The organism is Nocardia sp. NPDC059177, assembly GCF_042755165.1.
In the GTDB taxonomy this organism is placed as follows: domain Bacteria; phylum Actinomycetota; class Actinomycetes; order Mycobacteriales; family Mycobacteriaceae; genus Nocardia.
Window position 1 is genome coordinate 36,576 of the sequence record NZ_JBHZBX010000020.1, and the last position, 17,006, is coordinate 53,581.

The 17,006-nt window shown below is 69.1% G+C and carries 14 protein-coding genes; 8 read left to right on the forward strand and 6 right to left on the reverse strand.

Going from position 1 to position 17,006, the window contains the following annotated elements; genetic code table 11:
- Positions 1-21: 21 nt before the first annotated feature.
- The 4 genes from ACFXK0_RS22960 to hrcA all read right to left on the reverse strand — a co-directional run bounded on the left by ACFXK0_RS22960 (position 22) and on the right by hrcA (position 4,322).
- Positions 22-1,083, reverse strand: a complete 1,062-nt coding sequence (locus ACFXK0_RS22960; RefSeq protein ID WP_379412818.1) for a PhoH family protein — start codon at positions 1,081-1,083, stop codon at positions 22-24.
- Positions 1,084-1,258: 175 nt separating this feature from the next.
- Complete coding sequence (locus ACFXK0_RS22965) at positions 1,259-1,999, reverse strand: 16S rRNA (uracil(1498)-N(3))-methyltransferase (RefSeq protein WP_379412726.1); 741 nt, start codon at positions 1,997-1,999, stop codon at positions 1,259-1,261.
- Between the two features lie 4 nt (positions 2,000-2,003).
- Positions 2,004-3,158 (reverse strand): molecular chaperone DnaJ, encoded by a 1,155-nt coding sequence (gene dnaJ / locus ACFXK0_RS22970; protein ID WP_379412727.1) that lies wholly within the window; start codon positions 3,156-3,158, stop codon positions 2,004-2,006.
- Positions 3,159-3,287: 129 nt separating this feature from the next.
- Positions 3,288-4,322, reverse strand: a complete 1,035-nt coding sequence (hrcA, locus tag ACFXK0_RS22975) for a heat-inducible transcriptional repressor HrcA (RefSeq protein ID WP_278262769.1) — start codon at positions 4,320-4,322, stop codon at positions 3,288-3,290.
- Positions 4,323-4,625: 303 nt separating this feature from the next.
- Between hrcA and ACFXK0_RS22980 the strand changes: the two genes are divergently transcribed.
- Both ACFXK0_RS22980 and ACFXK0_RS22985 read left to right on the forward strand, forming a co-directional pair.
- Positions 4,626-5,024, forward strand: a complete 399-nt coding sequence (locus ACFXK0_RS22980; RefSeq protein WP_379412729.1) for a hypothetical protein — start codon at positions 4,626-4,628, stop codon at positions 5,022-5,024.
- Positions 5,021-6,844: a hypothetical protein gene (locus ACFXK0_RS22985; RefSeq protein ID WP_379412730.1), complete on the forward strand. Its 1,824-nt coding sequence runs from the start codon at positions 5,021-5,023 to the stop codon at positions 6,842-6,844. The genes ACFXK0_RS22980 and ACFXK0_RS22985 overlap by 4 nt, the downstream gene beginning before the upstream one ends.
- A gap of 48 nt (positions 6,845-6,892) precedes the next feature.
- Here the strand turns inward: ACFXK0_RS22985 and ACFXK0_RS22990 are convergent, their stop codons facing one another.
- Positions 6,893-7,117: a hypothetical protein gene (locus ACFXK0_RS22990; RefSeq protein WP_189033064.1), complete on the reverse strand. Its 225-nt coding sequence runs from the start codon at positions 7,115-7,117 to the stop codon at positions 6,893-6,895.
- Between the two features lie 387 nt (positions 7,118-7,504).
- Positions 7,505-8,692, reverse strand: a complete 1,188-nt coding sequence (gene hemW, locus ACFXK0_RS22995) for a radical SAM family heme chaperone HemW (RefSeq protein WP_379412819.1) — start codon at positions 8,690-8,692, stop codon at positions 7,505-7,507.
- A gap of 677 nt (positions 8,693-9,369) precedes the next feature.
- Here hemW and ACFXK0_RS23000 point away from each other — a divergent pair.
- The 6 genes from ACFXK0_RS23000 to ACFXK0_RS23025 all read left to right on the forward strand — a co-directional run bounded on the left by ACFXK0_RS23000 (position 9,370) and on the right by ACFXK0_RS23025 (position 16,845).
- The gene (locus ACFXK0_RS23000) at positions 9,370-11,160 is read left to right on the forward strand and encodes a nitrite/sulfite reductase (protein WP_379412731.1); all 1,791 of its coding nucleotides are present in this window, start codon (positions 9,370-9,372) and stop codon (positions 11,158-11,160) included.
- Positions 11,161-11,180: 20 nt separating this feature from the next.
- Positions 11,181-11,900, forward strand: coding sequence for a phosphoadenylyl-sulfate reductase (locus ACFXK0_RS23005; RefSeq protein WP_379412732.1), 720 nt, complete (start codon positions 11,181-11,183; stop codon positions 11,898-11,900).
- Positions 11,897-12,856, forward strand: coding sequence for a sulfate adenylyltransferase subunit CysD (gene cysD / locus ACFXK0_RS23010; protein ID WP_379412733.1), 960 nt, complete (start codon positions 11,897-11,899; stop codon positions 12,854-12,856). The genes ACFXK0_RS23005 and cysD overlap by 4 nt, the downstream gene beginning before the upstream one ends.
- An 82-nt stretch (positions 12,857-12,938) precedes the next feature.
- Entirely contained in the window at positions 12,939-14,234 is a 1,296-nt protein-coding gene (locus ACFXK0_RS23015) for a sulfate adenylyltransferase subunit 1 (protein ID WP_379412735.1), read from the forward strand.
- Positions 14,234-15,106: a sirohydrochlorin chelatase gene (locus ACFXK0_RS23020; protein WP_379412736.1), complete on the forward strand. Its 873-nt coding sequence runs from the start codon at positions 14,234-14,236 to the stop codon at positions 15,104-15,106. Before ACFXK0_RS23015 ends, ACFXK0_RS23020 begins: the two co-directional genes overlap by 1 nt.
- 410 nt (positions 15,107-15,516) lie before the next feature.
- Complete coding sequence (locus ACFXK0_RS23025) at positions 15,517-16,845, forward strand: alpha/beta hydrolase (protein ID WP_379412820.1); 1,329 nt, start codon at positions 15,517-15,519, stop codon at positions 16,843-16,845.
- Positions 16,846-17,006: the final 161 nt, after the last annotated feature.

Sequence of the window (17,006 nt, forward strand, 5' to 3'; positions counted from 1 at the left end):
ATCGGGCCAGCGTGGCGTCCGTTATCCCCGGTTGGTGCGACCGGCCGCGCGGCGCTGGGCCCGGTTGCCCGGATAGTGCGGACCCGGCACCGCGCGGGTGTCGGATTCGAACCGGTCGTAGGCGTCGACGATGTCGGAGACCAGCCGGTGGCGCACCACATCGGCGCTGGTGAGCTCCGAGAAGTGGATGTCGTCGATGTCGGTGAGGATCTCCGCGGCTGCCCGCAGACCCGAACGCTGCCCGTTGGGCAGGTCGACCTGCGAGATGTCACCGGTGACCACCATCTTCGAGCCGAAGCCCAGGCGGGTCAGGAACATCTTCATCTGCTCGGCGGTGGTGTTCTGCGCCTCGTCGAGAATGATGAACGAATCGTTGAGGCTGCGGCCACGCATGTACGCCAGCGGCGCGACCTCGATGACACCGGAGGCCAGCAGCTTGGGGATGGCTTCCGGGTCCATCATGTCGTGCAGTGCGTCGTAGAGCGGCCGCAGGTACGGGTCGATCTTGTCGTTGAGCGTGCCCGGCAGGAACCCGAGACGCTCGCCTGCCTCGACCGCGGGCCGGGTCAGGATGATGCGGGTGACCTGCTTGGACTGCAGGGCCTGCACCGCCTTGGCCATGGCCAGGTAGGTCTTGCCGGTGCCTGCGGGGCCGATGCCGAACACGATGGTGTTGGCGTCGATCGCGTCGACATAGCGCTTCTGGTTCAGCGTCTTGGGCCGGATGGTCTTGCCGCGCCGCGACAGGATGTCCAGGCTCAGTACCTCCGCGGGCGATTCGGACACGCCCTCGGTGAGCATGGACACGGTGTGCCGGACCGCTTCGGGGGTGATCACCCGATTGCGGCCGGTCAGCGCGACGAGCTGCTCGATGACCCGCTCGGCCAGCGCCACGTCGCCTGCCTTACCGGTGATGGTGACGGTGTTGCCGCGGACGTGGATGTCGGCCGGGAGGAGCTTTTCCAGCTGACGCAGATTCTGGTCGGCCGAGCCGAGGAACGGGAAAACAGACTCCGGGGCGAGTTCGATGCTGGAACGCACTGTTCGCGCCGCGGGACCCGCGTTGTTTCCGCCTGCGCCGATGCCTGATACGGGGTTGGTGGGGTCGCCGATCTCGCCTGTTTTCTTCAAAAGTGGCTATAGCCTGCTTCCGGTCTCGACTGTGTGTTCGATGAGCTCAGTTTAACGCGCCCCACCGACACCGCCCAGCGATATAACGGCGGGATCGCCCCACCGCGATCGTCCGGTCACATCGCGGCTACCAGCGCGCGGTGAGCGCGCCGAGCGCGCCGAGGGCCACCGCCGCCGCGGTCGAAGTGCGCAGCACGGTCGGGCCGAGCAGCACGATCTCGGCGCCCGCCGCGGCCAGCGCGGCCAGTTCGGTGTCGTCGAGGCCGCCTTCGGGGCCGACGATCAGCACCACTTCGCGTGCCTGCGCCAGCGGCAACTCGGTGAACTTGCCCGCCCCGGATTCGTGCAGGGCCGCCACCACGGCGCCGTCCGCGGTGGCTGCGCGCACCAGCTCGACCAGGTCGCGGGTGCGGTGCAGGCCGGCGATATCGGGGATGTAGGCGCGGCGCGACTGCCGCGCTGCCGACCTGGCCGCGGCACGCCACTTCTCGATGCCTTTGGCGGCCTTGGCTTCCCAGTTCGCGACGCAGCGCGCGGCCTGCCACGGGACGATCAGATCGGCGCCCGCCTCGGTCATCAGTTCGACGGCCAGCTCGGAACGATCCGACTTGGGCAGCGCCTGCACCACGGTCACCTGCGGGGTGACCGGCGCGGCGAGGCGTCGATCGTGAACCGCCAGTTCCAGCCGGTCCTTCTGGGCCGCGACGACCTCTGATTCGGCGAGCACACCGCGTCCGTCGGACAGGGTGATCGGCTCGCCGACCCGGATCCGGCGCACGGTCGCCGCGTGCCGGCCCTCCGGCCCGTCCAGAACCGCGACGGCGCCGGGTTCGGGTACCTCGTCGAGGTAGAAGACCGTCGCGGCCACCGGGTCAGCGTCCGCTGAAGGAGGCGCGCAGCCGGGCGAACAGGCCGCTGTTGTGCTCGGACTGCGAGGACATCACCTCGGCGCGGTCCTTCTCGCGCAGGCCCTTGAGCTTGCGCAGCAGCTCGGTCTGCTTGCCGTCCAGCTTGGTCGGCACGACGATGTCGAGGTGGGCCAGCAGGTCGCCGCGCGCGCCCGAACGCAGCCGGGGCATACCGTGCGCGCGCAGCTGGAGGACCTCGCCGGGCTGGGTGCCCGGGGCGATGGTGAGCTCGGTCGGGCCGTCGAGGATGGTGTCGACGACCACGGTGGTGCCCAGGACGGCGTCGACCATCGGCACCCGGACGGTGCAGTGCAGGTCGTCGCCGTCGCGGACGAAGGTGTCGTGCGGCTGCTCGACGACCTCGACGTAGAGGTCACCGGCGTGGCCGCCACCGGGGCCGACCTCGCCCTGCGCGGCCAGCCGCACCCGCATGCCGTTGGCGACACCGGCCGGGATCGGCGCGGCGATCTCGCGGCGCGCGCGTACGCGGCCGTCGCCACCGCACTTGTGGCAAGGATCGGGGATGGTCTCGCCCGCGCCGCGGCAGGTCGGGCAGGGGCGCGAGGTGAGCACCTGGCCGAGGAAGGAGCGCTGTACCGACTGCACCTCGCCCGCGCCGTCACAGGTCTCGCAGCGCACCGGCTTGGAGTTGCCGTTGGTGCCCGCGCCCTGACAGATGTCGCAGAGGATGGCGGTGTCGACGGTGAGGTGCTTGGTGACGCCGACGGCGCATTCGGCCAGGCTCAGCCGGGTGCGGATCAGCGAATCGGCGCCGGGCTGCACGCGGCCGCGCGGCTTGCGCGCCCCACCGCCCTGGCCGCTCATGCCGCCGAAGAACGCCTCGAAGACGTCGCCGAGACCGCCGAAGCCCGCGCCGCTGAATCCGGCTCCGCCGCCGCCGTTTTCGAGCGGGTCGCCGCCGAGGTCGACGATCCGGCGCTTCTCCGGGTCGGTCAGCACCTCGTAGGCGGTGGAGACTTCCTTGAACTTGGCCTGGGCGGCCTCGTCCGGGTTCACGTCGGGGTGCAGTTCGCGGGCCAGTTTGCGGTAGGCGCGCTTGAGCTCCTGGTCGGTGGCGTTCTTGCCGACGCCGAGCAGTCCGTAGTAATCCCGTGCCACTTGAGTTCTCTAGTCCTTGGTCGCTGTGGTCCAGCCGGGCGCGGCGCGCCCCTTTAGTCGAATCCACTCAACTTTACCGGCCGAAGTACCGACCTTAACAGTGCGGGTGGCGCGGTTCCCGGACCGCGGTCACCTTTCGGCGAGGACCTCGCCGATGTAGCGGGCCACCGTCGCCACCGAGGCCATGGTGCCCGGATAGTCCATCCTGGTCGGGCCGAGCACACCCATCCCGCCGAGCACCGCGCCCGCCGCGCCGTAGCCGGTGGAGACCACCGAGGTGCCGCGCATCTCCTCGACCTTGGTCTCCTCGCCGATCTGCACCATCACCTGGCCCGGCTGCTGCGCGGCGGCCAGCAGCTTGAGCACGATGACCTGCTCCTCGAGCGCCTCGAGCACAGTGCGCAGCGAGCCGGGGAAACCGAAGTCGGCCACATTGCGGGTGAGATTGGCGGTGCCACCGAGCACCAGGCGCTCCTCCGGGTGCTCGACCAGCGTCTCCACCAGCACCGTCGAGACGCGGACCAGCACATCACGGATCTTGGCCGGCGCGCGTTCGGGCAGCCCGGCCACCGAGGCGCTGGCCACCGAGAGCAGCTTGCCGTCCATGGCACCGCCGAGCAGCCCGCGCACGGCGGCCAGGTCGTCGTCGGAGATGACCGCACCCAGGTCGACGATGCGCTGGTCGACCCGGCCGGTGTCGGTGATCACCACCAGCAGCAAGCGCGCCGGGTTCAGCGCGACGACCTCGATGTGGCGCACCGTCGACGCCGACACCGTCGGGTACTGCACGACGGCGACCTGCCTGGTCAGCTGGGCCAGCAGCCGCACCCCGCGGCGCAGGACGTCATCCAGGTCGACGCCGGATTCGAGGAATTCCATGATCGCGCGACGCTCGGCGCCGGAGAGCGGCTTGACCTCGGCGATCCGGTCGACGAACTCGCGGTAGCCCTTGTCGGTGGGGATGCGGCCCGAGCTCGTGTGCGGCTGGGTGATGTAGCCCTCGGCCTCCAGGACCGCCATGTCGTTGCGGATGGTGGCGCTGGAAACGCCCAGGTGGTGGCGTTCCACGAGCGATTTGGAGCCGATCGGTTCCTTGGTGGCGACGTAATCCGCGACGATCGCTCGCAGGACCTCGAAACGTCGATCCTCGGTGCTCGACGCCATCGACCCCACCTCCTCGCTCGTGCCGGGTACGTCATTCGCCCGTATGCCCGCTGTGTTCGCCGCACAGACTCGCACGCGGACGCTCGGAGCGTCTCGTTGTCCAGTCTAATTGTCCCGGCGCGGATCGCCCGCGGACGCCGGTGACCGGTCGTGGCGGTTTCCTACACCGTCAGAAGTTCTCCACAGCCCCGAGTTGTCCACAGGCACGCGATCGGGTCTTGTGGCCGGGATTCGCTCGCGCGTACTTTCGGACTCGATCAGGGGGTTTGCCAGCGGTTTTCGAGTGTCGACGGGGGATCTGTGATGAATCAGGGCATCAGCTCGGCTCGGGTGACGGTGCGACCGGCGGAGTTCGCCGGAATCGACCGTGCGTGTACGGAATTCCTGCGGGTGATCGCGCAGGTCAGAGCGCTCGCCGCGGACATCGGCGCGCAAGTTCGGTGGGGATTGGGCGAGGACTCGGCCCGGTTGATCTCCGGGCCCGTGCTGGTGGCGCGATTGCGGGCCACGGCGGATGGTCCCGGCCACAGTGTCGGCGCCGTCCTGGACGCACACGCGCGGGTCGTCGGGGAGATCCAGCAGGCGCATCGGATCGCGCGGGCGCGGCTCGTGCTCGCCGACGAGGAGTGGGCCGAGCACCTCCGTAGCGCGGAAATGCCTGTCGGACAGCATGGTTCGACACCCGCCGAGGCCGGCCGATGAACGGCGGTGAGCAGCCCGACATTCCGGGTGGCGGGGAGAATGCGCAGCAGTGGCGTCATCGCGAGATCAGTGCGACGTTCCTCGCACTCGACGTGACCGACGCGGTCGCACAGGCGGACAAGTTCGCGCTCATCGCACGCTACTGGGCTGACGGATTGTCGGCTTTCGAGCGCACAGTGGGCGCCGCGCTGACGTCGGCATGGACAGGTATCGGAAGCGCCGCCGCGGCGACCGCGATCGGGAACTACGTGGCCCGCGCTCGCGAACTGACGGCGGCGCTGGACGAGATACCCGCTGTCGTGCGAGCAGCCGCGGACGCGATCGTGTCGACGAAATACGCGATTCCGGCGGTGGTTCCGGAGGCCGACGAGCCGGCCTGGTCGGCGGGGCGGCCGGAAGCCGGTCGGACAGCCTCGACAGCACTGACGGAGGCCCGTACGGCCATGCACGAACGATATGTGGTGCCGTTCGGCGAACTGTTCGAACGGATCCCACTGTTGCCCATGCCGATTCCGACAGGCGGTCCAGATGTTCCTGATCTGGGTGCGGGCGAGCCCGGTGATCCACGGTTGATTCCCGGGTCCGACGGTTCGCGGGAAGAGGTCGGGATGGGACACGATGCGGCCACACTGGACGCCGCGTCGATCGCGGGCACTCGCGTAGATACGGCGATGCAGTCAGCTCCGGGCGTGGAGGCCGGGTGCGGGGCACGAGGCGCGGAGCAATCGGTGCTGTCAGCAGAGAGCAATGAAATGTTTGCGCCGGACAAGCCAGACCTCACCACCACGAGCACGACCGCCGACGGAGACACCGGCAGCGACGGCGACGGCGACGGCGACGGCGACGGCGACGGCGACGGCGACGGGAGCACGCCCCCGGGCGACGACGCCAACAGCGGGAAAAGCATGCGCGTAGCGACCGATTCTGACACCAGCGATAGCGACAGCGCAGGTACGGCCGACTCCGACAGCGCGGACAAGCCGGTATCGACAGTCGGCAGCGGGAGTGACGTGACGTCGACCGACAGCGAGACCAACGCGACAGCGACCGACAGCGAGACCAACGCGATATCCGCCGACCGCGAGGACAGCACGACGTCAACCAGCCGAGAGGACAGCGTGGTATCCGCCGACAGCGAGGACAACGCGATGTCTACCGGTAACGAGAATCGCGCGACGTCTGCCGGTGACGGTGACCTGATGGTGCCCATCGAGGAGGCCGCGACAACCTCGGTGTCTGCCACGGCGACGTCTTCGCCCGGTAGTTCGCCGGGGATGTGGTCGACGGCATCCGGCGCACCGTCTGCGAGCGGCATCGGCATGCCTGTCTGGTCAGCACCTGCACCCTCGCCGACGTTGTCACCGGCCGTCGGGCCGATCGTGAACGATGCGGTTCACGGCCGGAATGGGCACCCGTCGCCCGATGGCATCGGGTCGGCGGGCACGTCATCGGGTGCCGGGACCCGGTCCGTGGTCGGATCCCGGTACGACCTGCCCGGCCAGTTCGCACCGGTGCAGCCGGGTACCGGTCACAACGGCCCCGGCTCGGCGGGCCCGGTGAGCGGTGCGGAGAATTCGGCGCGACCGGGATCGGCACGCCCGGCTGATCGCCATTTCCACTGCCCGGTAGCGCCGTGCACGCCGTTCTCGCCGGGTGCCGAAGAGGAGCACCGGTTGCCGGAATATCTGATCACCCAGGCGAATACCGCGGAACTGCTCGGCACCGCGCGACCGGCTGTGGCCGGTGGGGTGATCGGCGGGGAGGCCGCTGCCGACGAGCAGCAGGCGGCCTCGACTCGGGACCGGCTGCCGTGCCGGTGAGTCGATGGGTCGAACAGCGGCCACCCGGTGTGGGCGGTCGCGGCGGAGTCAGCTCCGGGCAGCCGAGGAGGCAGCGCCGACCTGCTTGCCCGCGAGGGCATCGAGGCCGAGCATCGCCAATAGCGATACGCAATCTTCGGCGTCGTTCGAGTGCGACGCGACCGTCCGCGCGGCGACCGCGCATTGACGGGCGTTCTCCGCCTTCTCGGCAGAGCGCGCTTCAGCGAATTCGCTCTGCTCATGGACGAGGGTGATGTGCCGTTCGGTGGACATTTAGCTCCCTAGGATCGACCCGAAGCCTACGCCCTCAATCGTTATCTTCGGCCCCGAACCCATCGATCTCCGCGCTCGGCGACCCCGGTGCGCAGCACCTCCGGTGAGGTGTGCATCACGTCTGCTCATAGCGCTGACCGGGCGATCATCGATGTCGCCCAGGCCACTCGCCGACCCCGGAATTTCGGTCACGAATCAGTGTCAAGCGACCTGGGTCCGCGCCGCCCGCAGCAGTCGCAGCTGACCGATCTCGGCCACGTTCTTCATCAGTTCGGCATCGACCCCGGAGATCAGATGAGCGACCGTCAACCCCGCATCGGCGGACCAGGGGTACGCCGATACCGCGTCCAGTTCGGCGTCGTCGAGCTCGGCGACGATTTTCGCGGGTCAGATCAGCAGATCGCGGACCACACCGTCGGCGAGCAGGCGACCGCGATCGGTGAGGACCAGACGATCGCCTGTGATCTCGGCGAGGCCGTCGGCGAGGATGCGGTCGAGCGCGCGGTGGGCTGTCGGCGCAAGAGTGGCCAGCGGCAGTCCGGTGCGGAGACGGACAGTGAGCATGAGGTGTTCGGTGTAGCGCTCGTCGTCGGTGAGCGCCTCCCAGCCGGCGGCCGGCAGTCCGCCGAGGCCGACCCGGTCGGCGTAGCGGGCGGGGTGCTTGATGTTCCACCAGCGGACCCCGCCGACGTGGCTGTGCGCACCGGGACCGGCCCCGAGCCAGTCGCCACCGTCCCAGTAGCCGAGGTTGTGGCGGCACCGGGCGGCATCGTCGGCCGCCCAATTGGAGACCTCGTACCAGGACAGCCCGGCGTCGGCCAGGCGGGCGTCGATGCGTTCGTAGCGCGCGGCGAGGACGTCCTCGTCCGGCGCGGGCAGCTCACCGCGCCGGACCTTGCGCGCCAGCGCGGTGCCGTCCTCGACGATCAGGGAATAGGCGGAGACATGGTCGACACCGGCAGCCAGCACGGCATCGAGGCTCGCGTCGAGATCGGCATCGGTCTCGCCGGGGGTGCCGTAGATGAGGTCCAAGTTGACGTGCTCGAACCCGGCCGCCCTGGCTTCCTTCGCGGCGGCGACCGCACGCCCTGGGGTGTGGGTGCGATCGAGCACCTTCAGTACATGCTGCGCCGCGGATTGCATGCCCAGCGACACCCGGGTGTATCCGGCGGACCGGATGCGCTCGAAGAATCCGGGCGAGGTGGATTCGGGATTGGATTCGGTGGTCACCTCGGCACCGGGCGCGAGGGTGAAGTTCGCGCGCACCGCGTCGAGGACCGAGGCCAACCCGTCGCCGCCGAGCAGCGACGGCGTCCCGCCGCCGACGAAGACGGTCGACACCGCGGGCGTCTCGCTCGGCAATGCGGCGAACTCGCCCGCCGCGGTCGCCAGCTCGCCGCGCAATGCCTCGAGCCACGACTGCGGCGACGCCGAGGTGCCCAGCTCCCCCGCCGTATAGGTGTTGAAGTCGCAGTACCCGCAGCGCGTCGCACAGAACGGGACGTGCACGTACACCCCGAAAGCGCCGCCCCCGAAATCGCGCAACACCGGCCGATCGGCATCGGCCGGTGTCACGCCGGAAGCCCCGGAAGCAGCGCTGGTGGTCACCCCTCCAGTCTGCCGGGCCCTGGTAAACCGTCACGCACGGCCCCTCGCCGCCAGACACGGCCGGTACCCGCCTCGACGGAACCGGCGCCGACCGAAACGGGCGCTCGTCAACGTCCCCGATCCAGGGAGGCACCGCACCGGCATCCTCAGGAAGCAGCCCGCACCGACCACACAGCCGTCGCATCGTGTGCGCGCGGCGCGGGGCCCGGCCCGTCGCATGGTGCTCGCGCGAGGCCCGGCCGGCGAACCGGCTGTGGCCTACCGCACACAGAGATACTCGAGCGCATCAACGGTCGGATCCGGCGGGCCGGATATGACCCCCGTCACAGAACCGGTCGGCAGTCCAGGGAATTTCCCCCAAAAGTGCGGGAAATATCTCCTTGCGGTCGGAACGCCCCGGCTGACGTGGCACAATAGGCCCATGCACGTAACTGGAGTACGACTCGTGGCCCGGCGCCACGTCGACTTCCAGCGTGTCTGCAGCGCCTGTTGTCGGCCCGGTTTCCACCGGTAGCGCAGCGGCGTCCACGCCCGGGTCTCCCCCGGTGCCATCGACTTTCATCGGCCCGCTGACCACCTGACGCGAGCCAGCCCCTCGCGCCTTCAGCACGGATGTACACCCACCCCCGCAGGAGCGACCCCACATGACGTCGAGCACCGACGCCGCTTCGACCGAACAGTCGACGCCGGCCCGCCCCGAGCGCCCGGCAGCCGAACGCCGCGTGCGGCCCGAACGGCCCCGCGGCGACGCCCCGGTCGCGCCGCGCGAACGCACCGGCAAGCCGGTCCGCCGCCGCTCCGAAGGCCAGTGGGCCCTCGGCTACCGCGAGCCGCTCAACCCGAACGAGCAGTCCAAGAAGGACGACAACCCGCTCAACGTGCGCGCACGCATCGAGAACATCTACGCCAAGGGCGGCTTCGACTCGATCGACAAGGCCGATCTGCGTGGCCGGTTCCGCTGGTGGGGTCTCTACACCCAGCGCGAACAGGGCTACGACGGCACCTGGACCGACGACGACAACGTCGACCTCCTCGAAGCCAAGTACTTCATGATGCGGGTGCGCTGCGACGGTGGCGCGCTCAATGCCGCCCAGCTGCGCACCATCGGCGGCATCTCCACCGAGTTCGGCCGCGACACCGCCGACCTGTCCGACCGCGAGAACGTCCAGTACCACTGGATCGAGGTCGAGAATGTCCCGGAGATCTGGCGGCGGCTCGAGTCGGTCGGCCTGCACACCACCGAAGCCTGCGGCGACTGCCCGCGTGTCATCCTCGGTTCGCCGCTGGCGGGCGAGTCGCTCGACGAGATCATCGACCCCACCCCGGCCGTCGAGGAGATCGTCAAGCGCTACATCGGGAAGAAGGAGTACTCCAACCTTCCCCGCAAGTTCAAGACCGCGATCTCGGGCCAGCAGGACGTGGTGCACGAGATCAACGATGTCGCCTTCGTCGGCGTGCACCACCCCGAGCACGGCCCCGGCCTCGACCTGTGGGTCGGCGGTGGTCTCTCGACCAACCCGATGCTGGCCAAGCGGGTCGGCGCGTGGGTGCCGCTCGACGAGGTACCCGACGTGTGGGAGGCCGTGGTCTCGCTGTTCCGCGACTACGGCTACCGCCGCCTGCGCACCAAGGCCCGCCTGAAGTTCCTGATCAAGGACTGGGGCATCGAGAAGTTCCGCCAGGTGCTCGAGGACGAATACCTGAAGCGCAAACTGATCGACGGTCCCGCGCCGGAGCAGCCCACCAAGCCGATCGACCACGTCGGCGTGCAGAAGCTGCGCAACGGTCTCAACGCCGTCGGCTTCTCGCCCATCGCCGGCCGCGTCTCGGGCACCATCCTGAGCAAGGTCGCCGACGCCGCCGAGAAGTACGGCTCGGACCGCATCCGGTTCACCCCGTACCAGAAGCTGATCGTCCTCGACATCGCCGACGACCAGGTCGACGCGCTGATCGACGAGCTCGAGCCGCTCGGCTTGCAGGCCCGTCCGTCGGTCTGGCGGCGTAACCTGCTCGCCTGCTCGGGCATCGAATTCTGCAAGCTGTCCTTCGTCGAGACCCGCAAGCGCTCGCAGGTGCTGGCCCCGGAGCTCGAACAGCGCCTGGCCGACATCAACGCGCAGCTGGACGTACCGATCACGATCAACATCAACGGCTGCCCCAACTCCTGCGGCCGGTCCCAGATCGCCGACATCGGCTTCAAGGGTCAGCTCGTCGACGACGGCAACGGGAATCAGGTCGAGGGCTTCCAGGTTCATCTGGGTGGCAGCCTCGGCCTGGATTCCGGATTCGGCCGCAAGCTGCGTCAGCACAAGGTCACCAGCGTGGAGCTCGGCGACTACATCGAACGCGTCGTCCGCAACTTCGTGAAGAACCGGGAAGCCGGGGAACGTTTCGCGGTGTGGGCTGTGCGCGCCGACGAGGCCGACCTCCGATAGGCGATGAGGAGATCCCCACAGTGACAACGAATCTCGCGACGAAACTGTCCGAAGACGAACTGCGCGCGCTCGCCGAGCAGGGTGCGGCCGAACTCGGTCCCGACGCCTCGGCCGCCGACCTGATCGCCTGGACCGACCGCACCTTCGGCACCGGCTACATCGTCGCCTCGAACATGCAGGACGGGGTGCTGGTCCATCTGGCCGCGCAGACCCGTCCGGGCGTCGACGTGCTGTTCCTCGACACCGGCTACCACTTCGCCGAGACCATCGGCACCCGCGACGCGGTCGAGGCCGTGTACGGCGTGCACGTGGTCAACGTGCGGCCCGAGCACAGCGTCGCCGAGCAGGACGAGTTGCTCGGCAAGGATCTGTTCGCCCGTGACGCCGCCGAATGCTGCCGGCTGCGCAAGGTCGTCCCGCTGAAGAAGTCGCTGGCCGGCTACAACGCGTGGATCACCGGCATCCGCCGGGTCGAGGCACCCACCCGCGCCAACGCGCCGCTGATCTCCTTCGACGAAGCCTTCGGCCTGGTGAAGATCAACCCGATCGCACCGTGGTCCGACGACGAGATGCAGGCCTACATCGAGGCCAACGGCATTCTCGTCAATCCCCTGGTGGAGGAGGGTTATCCGTCCATCGGCTGCGCGCCGTGCACGCGCAAACCCGAACCGGGGTCCGATCCGCGCAGCGGCCGCTGGGCCGGCCTGGCCAAGACCGAATGCGGATTGCACCAATCATGACCGTCACCACCTCTGGGAGTGAGCCTGTGAGTACCCACATCACCGAACGCGATCTCGGACTGACCGAGTTCGACACCCTCGCGGCGCTGGAGTCCGAGGCGATCCACATCTTCCGTGAGGTCGCCGGCGAGTTCGAGCGGCCGGTGATCCTGTTCTCCGGCGGCAAGGACTCCACGGTGCTGCTGCACCTGGCGCTCAAGGCCTTCTGGCCCGCGCCGCTGCCGTTCTCGCTGCTGCACGTCGACACCGGGCACAACCTCGACGAGGTGCTCGCGTTCCGCGACAAGGTGGTGGAGAAATACGGCCTGCGCCTGCATGTGGCCTCGGTCGAGGAGTACCTGGCCGACGGCCGCCTGACCGAGCGTCCCGACGGTATCCGCAACCCGCTGCAGACCGTCCCGCTGCTCGACGCCATCACCGAGCACCGTTTCGACGCGGTCTTCGGCGGCGGCCGCCGCGACGAGGAGCGCTCGCGCGCCAAGGAGCGGATCTTCTCGCTGCGCAACGCCTTCGGCCAGTGGGACCCGAAGCGTCAGCGTCCCGAGCTGTGGAACCTCTACAACGGCAAGCACGCTCCGGGTGAGCACGTACGGGTGTTCCCGCTGAGCAACTGGACCGAGCTCGACATCTGGCGCTACATCGCCCGCGAGGACATCGATCTGGCCAGCATCTACTACGCCCACGAGCGCCCGGTGTATCAGCGCGACGGCATGTGGATGACCCCCGGCGTCTGGGGCGGCCCGTCCGAGGCCGAGGTGCTCGAGACCCGTTCGGTGCGCTACCGCACCGTCGGCGACGGTTCCACCACCGGCGCCATCATCTCCGACGCCGCCGACAACGCCGCCATCCTGGCCGAGGTCGCCGCGTCCCGACTGACCGAACGCGGTGCTACCCGTGGCGACGACCGCGTGTCCGAAGCCGCCATGGAAGACCGCAAGCGAGAGGGTTATTTCTGATGTCCGACCTATTGAGGCTGGCCACCGCCGGTTCTGTCGACGATCATGGGCACAGCCACGCTGGTCGGACGGAGGCGCGACAGTGAGCGACCTCCTTCGCCTGGCCACCGCCGGTTCTGTCGACGATGGCAAGTCCACCCTGGTCGGACGGCTGCTCTACGACACGAAGTCCGTGCTGGCCGATCAGATCGACGCCGTCACCCGCGCCTCGGTCGACAAGGGTCTGTCCACCCCCGACCTGTCGCTGCTCGTCGACGGCCTGCGCGCCGAGCGTGAGCAGGGCATCACCATCGATGTGGCCTACCGCTACTTCGCCACGCCGAAGCGGTCTTTCGTGCTGGCCGACACGCCGGGGCACGTGCAGTACACCCGCAACACCGTGTCCGGTGCGTCCACCGCGCAGCTGGTGATCCTGCTCGTCGACGCGCGCAAGGGTGTCATCGAGCAGACCCGCCGCCACGCCGCAGTGCTGGCGCTGCTCGGTGTGCCGCGCCTGGTGCTGGCCGTGAACAAGATCGACCTGGTCGACAACCCGGCCGAGGTGTTCGCCGCGATCTCGGCCGAGTTCAACACCCTCACCGCGAAGCTGGGCTGGGCCGACTCCGACGTCCTCGAGATCCCGGTGTCGGCGCTGCACGGCGACAATATCGCCAGCCGGTCCGGGAACACGCCGTACTACGATGGCCCGTCGCTGATCGAGCACCTGGAATCGGTTCCGGTGGACGCGGATTCGACCGGCGAGCACGCCCTCGGCCTGCGTTTCCCGGTGCAGTACGTGATCCGTCCGCGCACCGCCGAGTACCCCGACTACCGCGGGTACGCGGGTCAGATCGCGGCCGGTTCGGTCTCCCCCGGTGACGAGATCGTGGTGCTGCCCTCGGGCAAGCGCACCACCGTCGAGCGCATCGACACCCCCGACGGCGAACTCGCTGTCGCACAGGTGGGCCGCAGCGTGACACTGATCCTGGCCGACGAGGTCGACATCTCGCGCGGTGACATCATCGCCTCGGTCGCCGACGCGCCGGAAGCGATCGACACCTTCGACGCGACCGTCTGCTGGCTCGGCGACAAGGCGCTGCGTCCCGGCGCGCGACTGCTGCTCAAGCACGGTGCCAAGACCACCCAGGCGATCGTCGGCGCGCTCGTGGAGCGCTTCGACGAGCAGACCCTGACCGCACAGGAGAGCCCGGAGTCGTTGGAGCTCAACGATATCGGCCGTGTCTCGCTGCGTCTGGCCGAGCCGATCCCGGCCGACGACTACCGCACCAACCGGCACACCGGGTCGTTCCTGCTGATCGACCCGGCCGGCGGCAACACCCTGGCGGCCGGGCTGGTCGGCGACGTACTGACCTCGGTCGAGGTCGGTGCCGCGGTCTGATGACTCGCACGCTCGCCCCGCTGCGCGGCCCCGCTGTGGTGCCGCGCGGCGGTGGCGGGCCCGCGTTGCTCGCGGTCGCCCACGGCAGCCGTGACCCACGCTCGGCGGCGACGATGGCGGCCGTGGTCGCCGACGTCGCCGCGACCCGGCCGGATCTCACCGTCCGGCTGGCCTTCCTCGATCTCAACGCACCCTCGGTGGAGCAGGTCGTCGACGAACTCGCCGCCTCGGGGCACAGCGATGTGATCGTGGTTCCCCTGCTGCTGGGTAGCGCCTTTCACGCGCGCGTCGATCTGCCCGCGCTGCTGGCCGAGGTGGCCCGGCGTCACCCCCGGCTGCGGCTGACCCAGGCCGATGTACTCGGTGCCGATCCGGCGCTGATCGCCGCGCTGGGTGATCGCGTCGCCGCCACATCGGTAGCCCAGTTCGCTGGTCCGGCCACCGTCTCCGTGCCTGCGGCACAGCGATTTACGGCACCGGCTGCCAGTCACTCGGTCTCGACCGCCGCGCACAGCGGCAATCCACTCGGCGTAGCCGTGGCGGCGGTCGGATCGCGCGATGCGGCAGCGAACCGGCGTACCGCCACGGTCGCGCGCCGGCTGGCGGTGCTGACCGGACTGCGTACCGAGATCTGTTTCGCGACAGTCGAACCCAGCATCGAGATCGCGGTCGATCGGTTACGTGCCCGTGGTGCGGAACGCATCGTGGTCGCGCCGTGGTTCCTGGCGCCCGGACTGCTCACCGACCGGCTGGTCGCGGCCGCGCCCGGGATCACCCATGCCGAGGTCATCGGAGCACACACCGCGCTGACCGAGGTGATCTGGGCGAGATACGACAGTGCCGTCACCGCAGAGCTCGAGCTCTCGGCCTGACCGCCGGCCCTGCACGGCATCCATCGCGCCCCCGCAGATCGCCCCCCCGGGCCGTCCCGAGCATGGTCGCCACCGCCGAACGTGCCGAGTATCTCGAGGCCGTACTCGACCCGATACCAACGGGCCTGCGATCACCAGACCAACCCCTCGGCCACGCCCACCGGCCAGCGGCACCAGCCTGCAGCCAGCGGCACCAGCGGGCGGCAAGCAGCACCTGCCAGCGGCCAGCGCCCAGCGCCAGCAGCACCAGCCGGCAGCACCCTCCCCAGGGCCAGCGCCAGCAGCACCAGCCAGCAGCCAGCAGCCAGCGGCACTTGCCCCAGCGGCCAACGCCACCGGCTCCCGCCAGCGGACCGCGGCCCGATGCCCGGCGCGTTGCAAGACGGGACACTGGCGTATTCGTGCAATCGATGCCGTCGCAGTCAGTATTCCGTCGTCGACGACGCCGATTGCACGAATACGCCAGTCGGAGCCCGGCCCCGAGTCGGCTGACCATCGCGGGAGGCCCTCGACGGCAGACGAGGACTGACCACCAACCAGCGGCCAGCGGCGCCTGCCAGCGGCCAGCGGCATCAGTCTGCGGACTGCGGCCCGAGGTCCGAAGTCCGGCGCGTTGGAGGACGGGACACTGGCGTATTCGTGCAATCGATGCCGTCGCAGTCAGTATTCCGTCGTCTGCGACGCCGATTGCACGATTATGCCGGTCGGAGCCCGGCCCCGAGTCGGCTGACCGTCGCGTGGGGCCATCGACGGCAGACAGTCGACGGCGGATAGGGGTTGGCGCCGGGACCAGCTGGGTAATTCCCGGAGCATCGAATCGCTCCTTGGGGGAAGTCTTGACCGACAGCGCACGCCAGAGTTCCGAAACATCTACCGCCACTCCGACATTCGTCTTCGTACACGGCCTCGCGAGTAACAGCTTCTTCTGGATGCCGCTGGTCCGGGAGCTGGCATTGCTCGGGCACCGGAGCCTAGCGGTCGATCTGCCTGGGCACGGGCTCGATGCCCGGATACCGCTGTCGTACCAGGCGCCGCAGGATCTCCCGTCCTTCACCGCTGGTGAATCGCCGATGGCCGGGACCACCGTGGCGGACAATGTCGGCCACGTGATCGATGTGGTGCGGCAGGTGCGGCGGTACGGGCCCGTCGTGCTGGTCGGGCACAGCCTGGGCGGCATCACCATCGGCCTGGTGGCCAATGCGATTCCGGATGCTGTTCAGCGACTCGTCTACGTCTCCGCGTTCTGTCCATCGACACCGGAGGCGCCCAGCGCCATGGCCCTGGCCACGACTCCCGAAGCTACTCAGGGTATCCCGGCCGCGAACCCGGACCATTCACTGTTCCTCGGGCTGGAGGCCGTGCCGCCCGGCATCATCCGCTTCAACCTGCGCTCGGCCGATCCCACAGCCATCGAGGACTTCCGGCGGATCAACATGCCCGACGCCACCCCGGAACAGGCCCTCACCTTGATCAACTACACGATGCAGCCCGAGGACAGCGCCCATACCCAATTCGCCGACGCCCGCGTCGACGCCGAAACCTGGGGCCGCATCCCCCGCAGCTACATCCGCCTCACCCGCGACAAGGTCCTCTCCTCCGCCTTGGTCACCAAGATGATCACCGACGCCGACCGCCTCACCCCCGACAACCCCTTCGACGTCCACACCCTCCCGACCGGCCACGTGGACCTCGCCCTCCACTCCGCCGAACTGGCCGCCGTCCTCGACAAACTGGCCTGAACTTCCAGTGACTCACCTCACACGCCTCCCACTCTTTACCGCATACCCCCTGGGGGTATAAGTTGGAGGCAACGAAAGCGGCACAGAGAGGCAAAGACGATGACCACCAACACCCACACCAACCACCACCACGCCGACCCAGCCCCCACGCCCCACGCCGG

Excerpts from the sequence above, each read along its gene's own strand:
- hrcA (WP_278262769.1), bottom strand. The coding sequence starts at position 4,322 with ATGGCGTCGAGCACCGAGGATCGACGTTTCGAGGTCCTGCGAGCGATC.
- ACFXK0_RS22980 (WP_379412729.1), top strand. The coding sequence starts at position 4,626 with ATGAATCAGGGCATCAGCTCGGCTCGGGTGACGGTGCGACCGGCGGAG.
- ACFXK0_RS22985 (WP_379412730.1), top strand. The coding sequence starts at position 5,021 with ATGAACGGCGGTGAGCAGCCCGACATTCCGGGTGGCGGGGAGAATGCG.
- ACFXK0_RS22990 (WP_189033064.1), bottom strand. The coding sequence starts at position 7,117 with ATGTCCACCGAACGGCACATCACCCTCGTCCATGAGCAGAGCGAATTC.
- ACFXK0_RS23000 (WP_379412731.1), top strand. The coding sequence starts at position 9,370 with ATGACGTCGAGCACCGACGCCGCTTCGACCGAACAGTCGACGCCGGCC.
- cysD (WP_379412733.1), top strand. The coding sequence starts at position 11,897 with ATGACCGTCACCACCTCTGGGAGTGAGCCTGTGAGTACCCACATCACC.
- ACFXK0_RS23020 (WP_379412736.1), top strand. The coding sequence starts at position 14,234 with ATGACTCGCACGCTCGCCCCGCTGCGCGGCCCCGCTGTGGTGCCGCGC.
- ACFXK0_RS23025 (WP_379412820.1), top strand. The coding sequence starts at position 15,517 with ATGCCGTCGCAGTCAGTATTCCGTCGTCGACGACGCCGATTGCACGAA.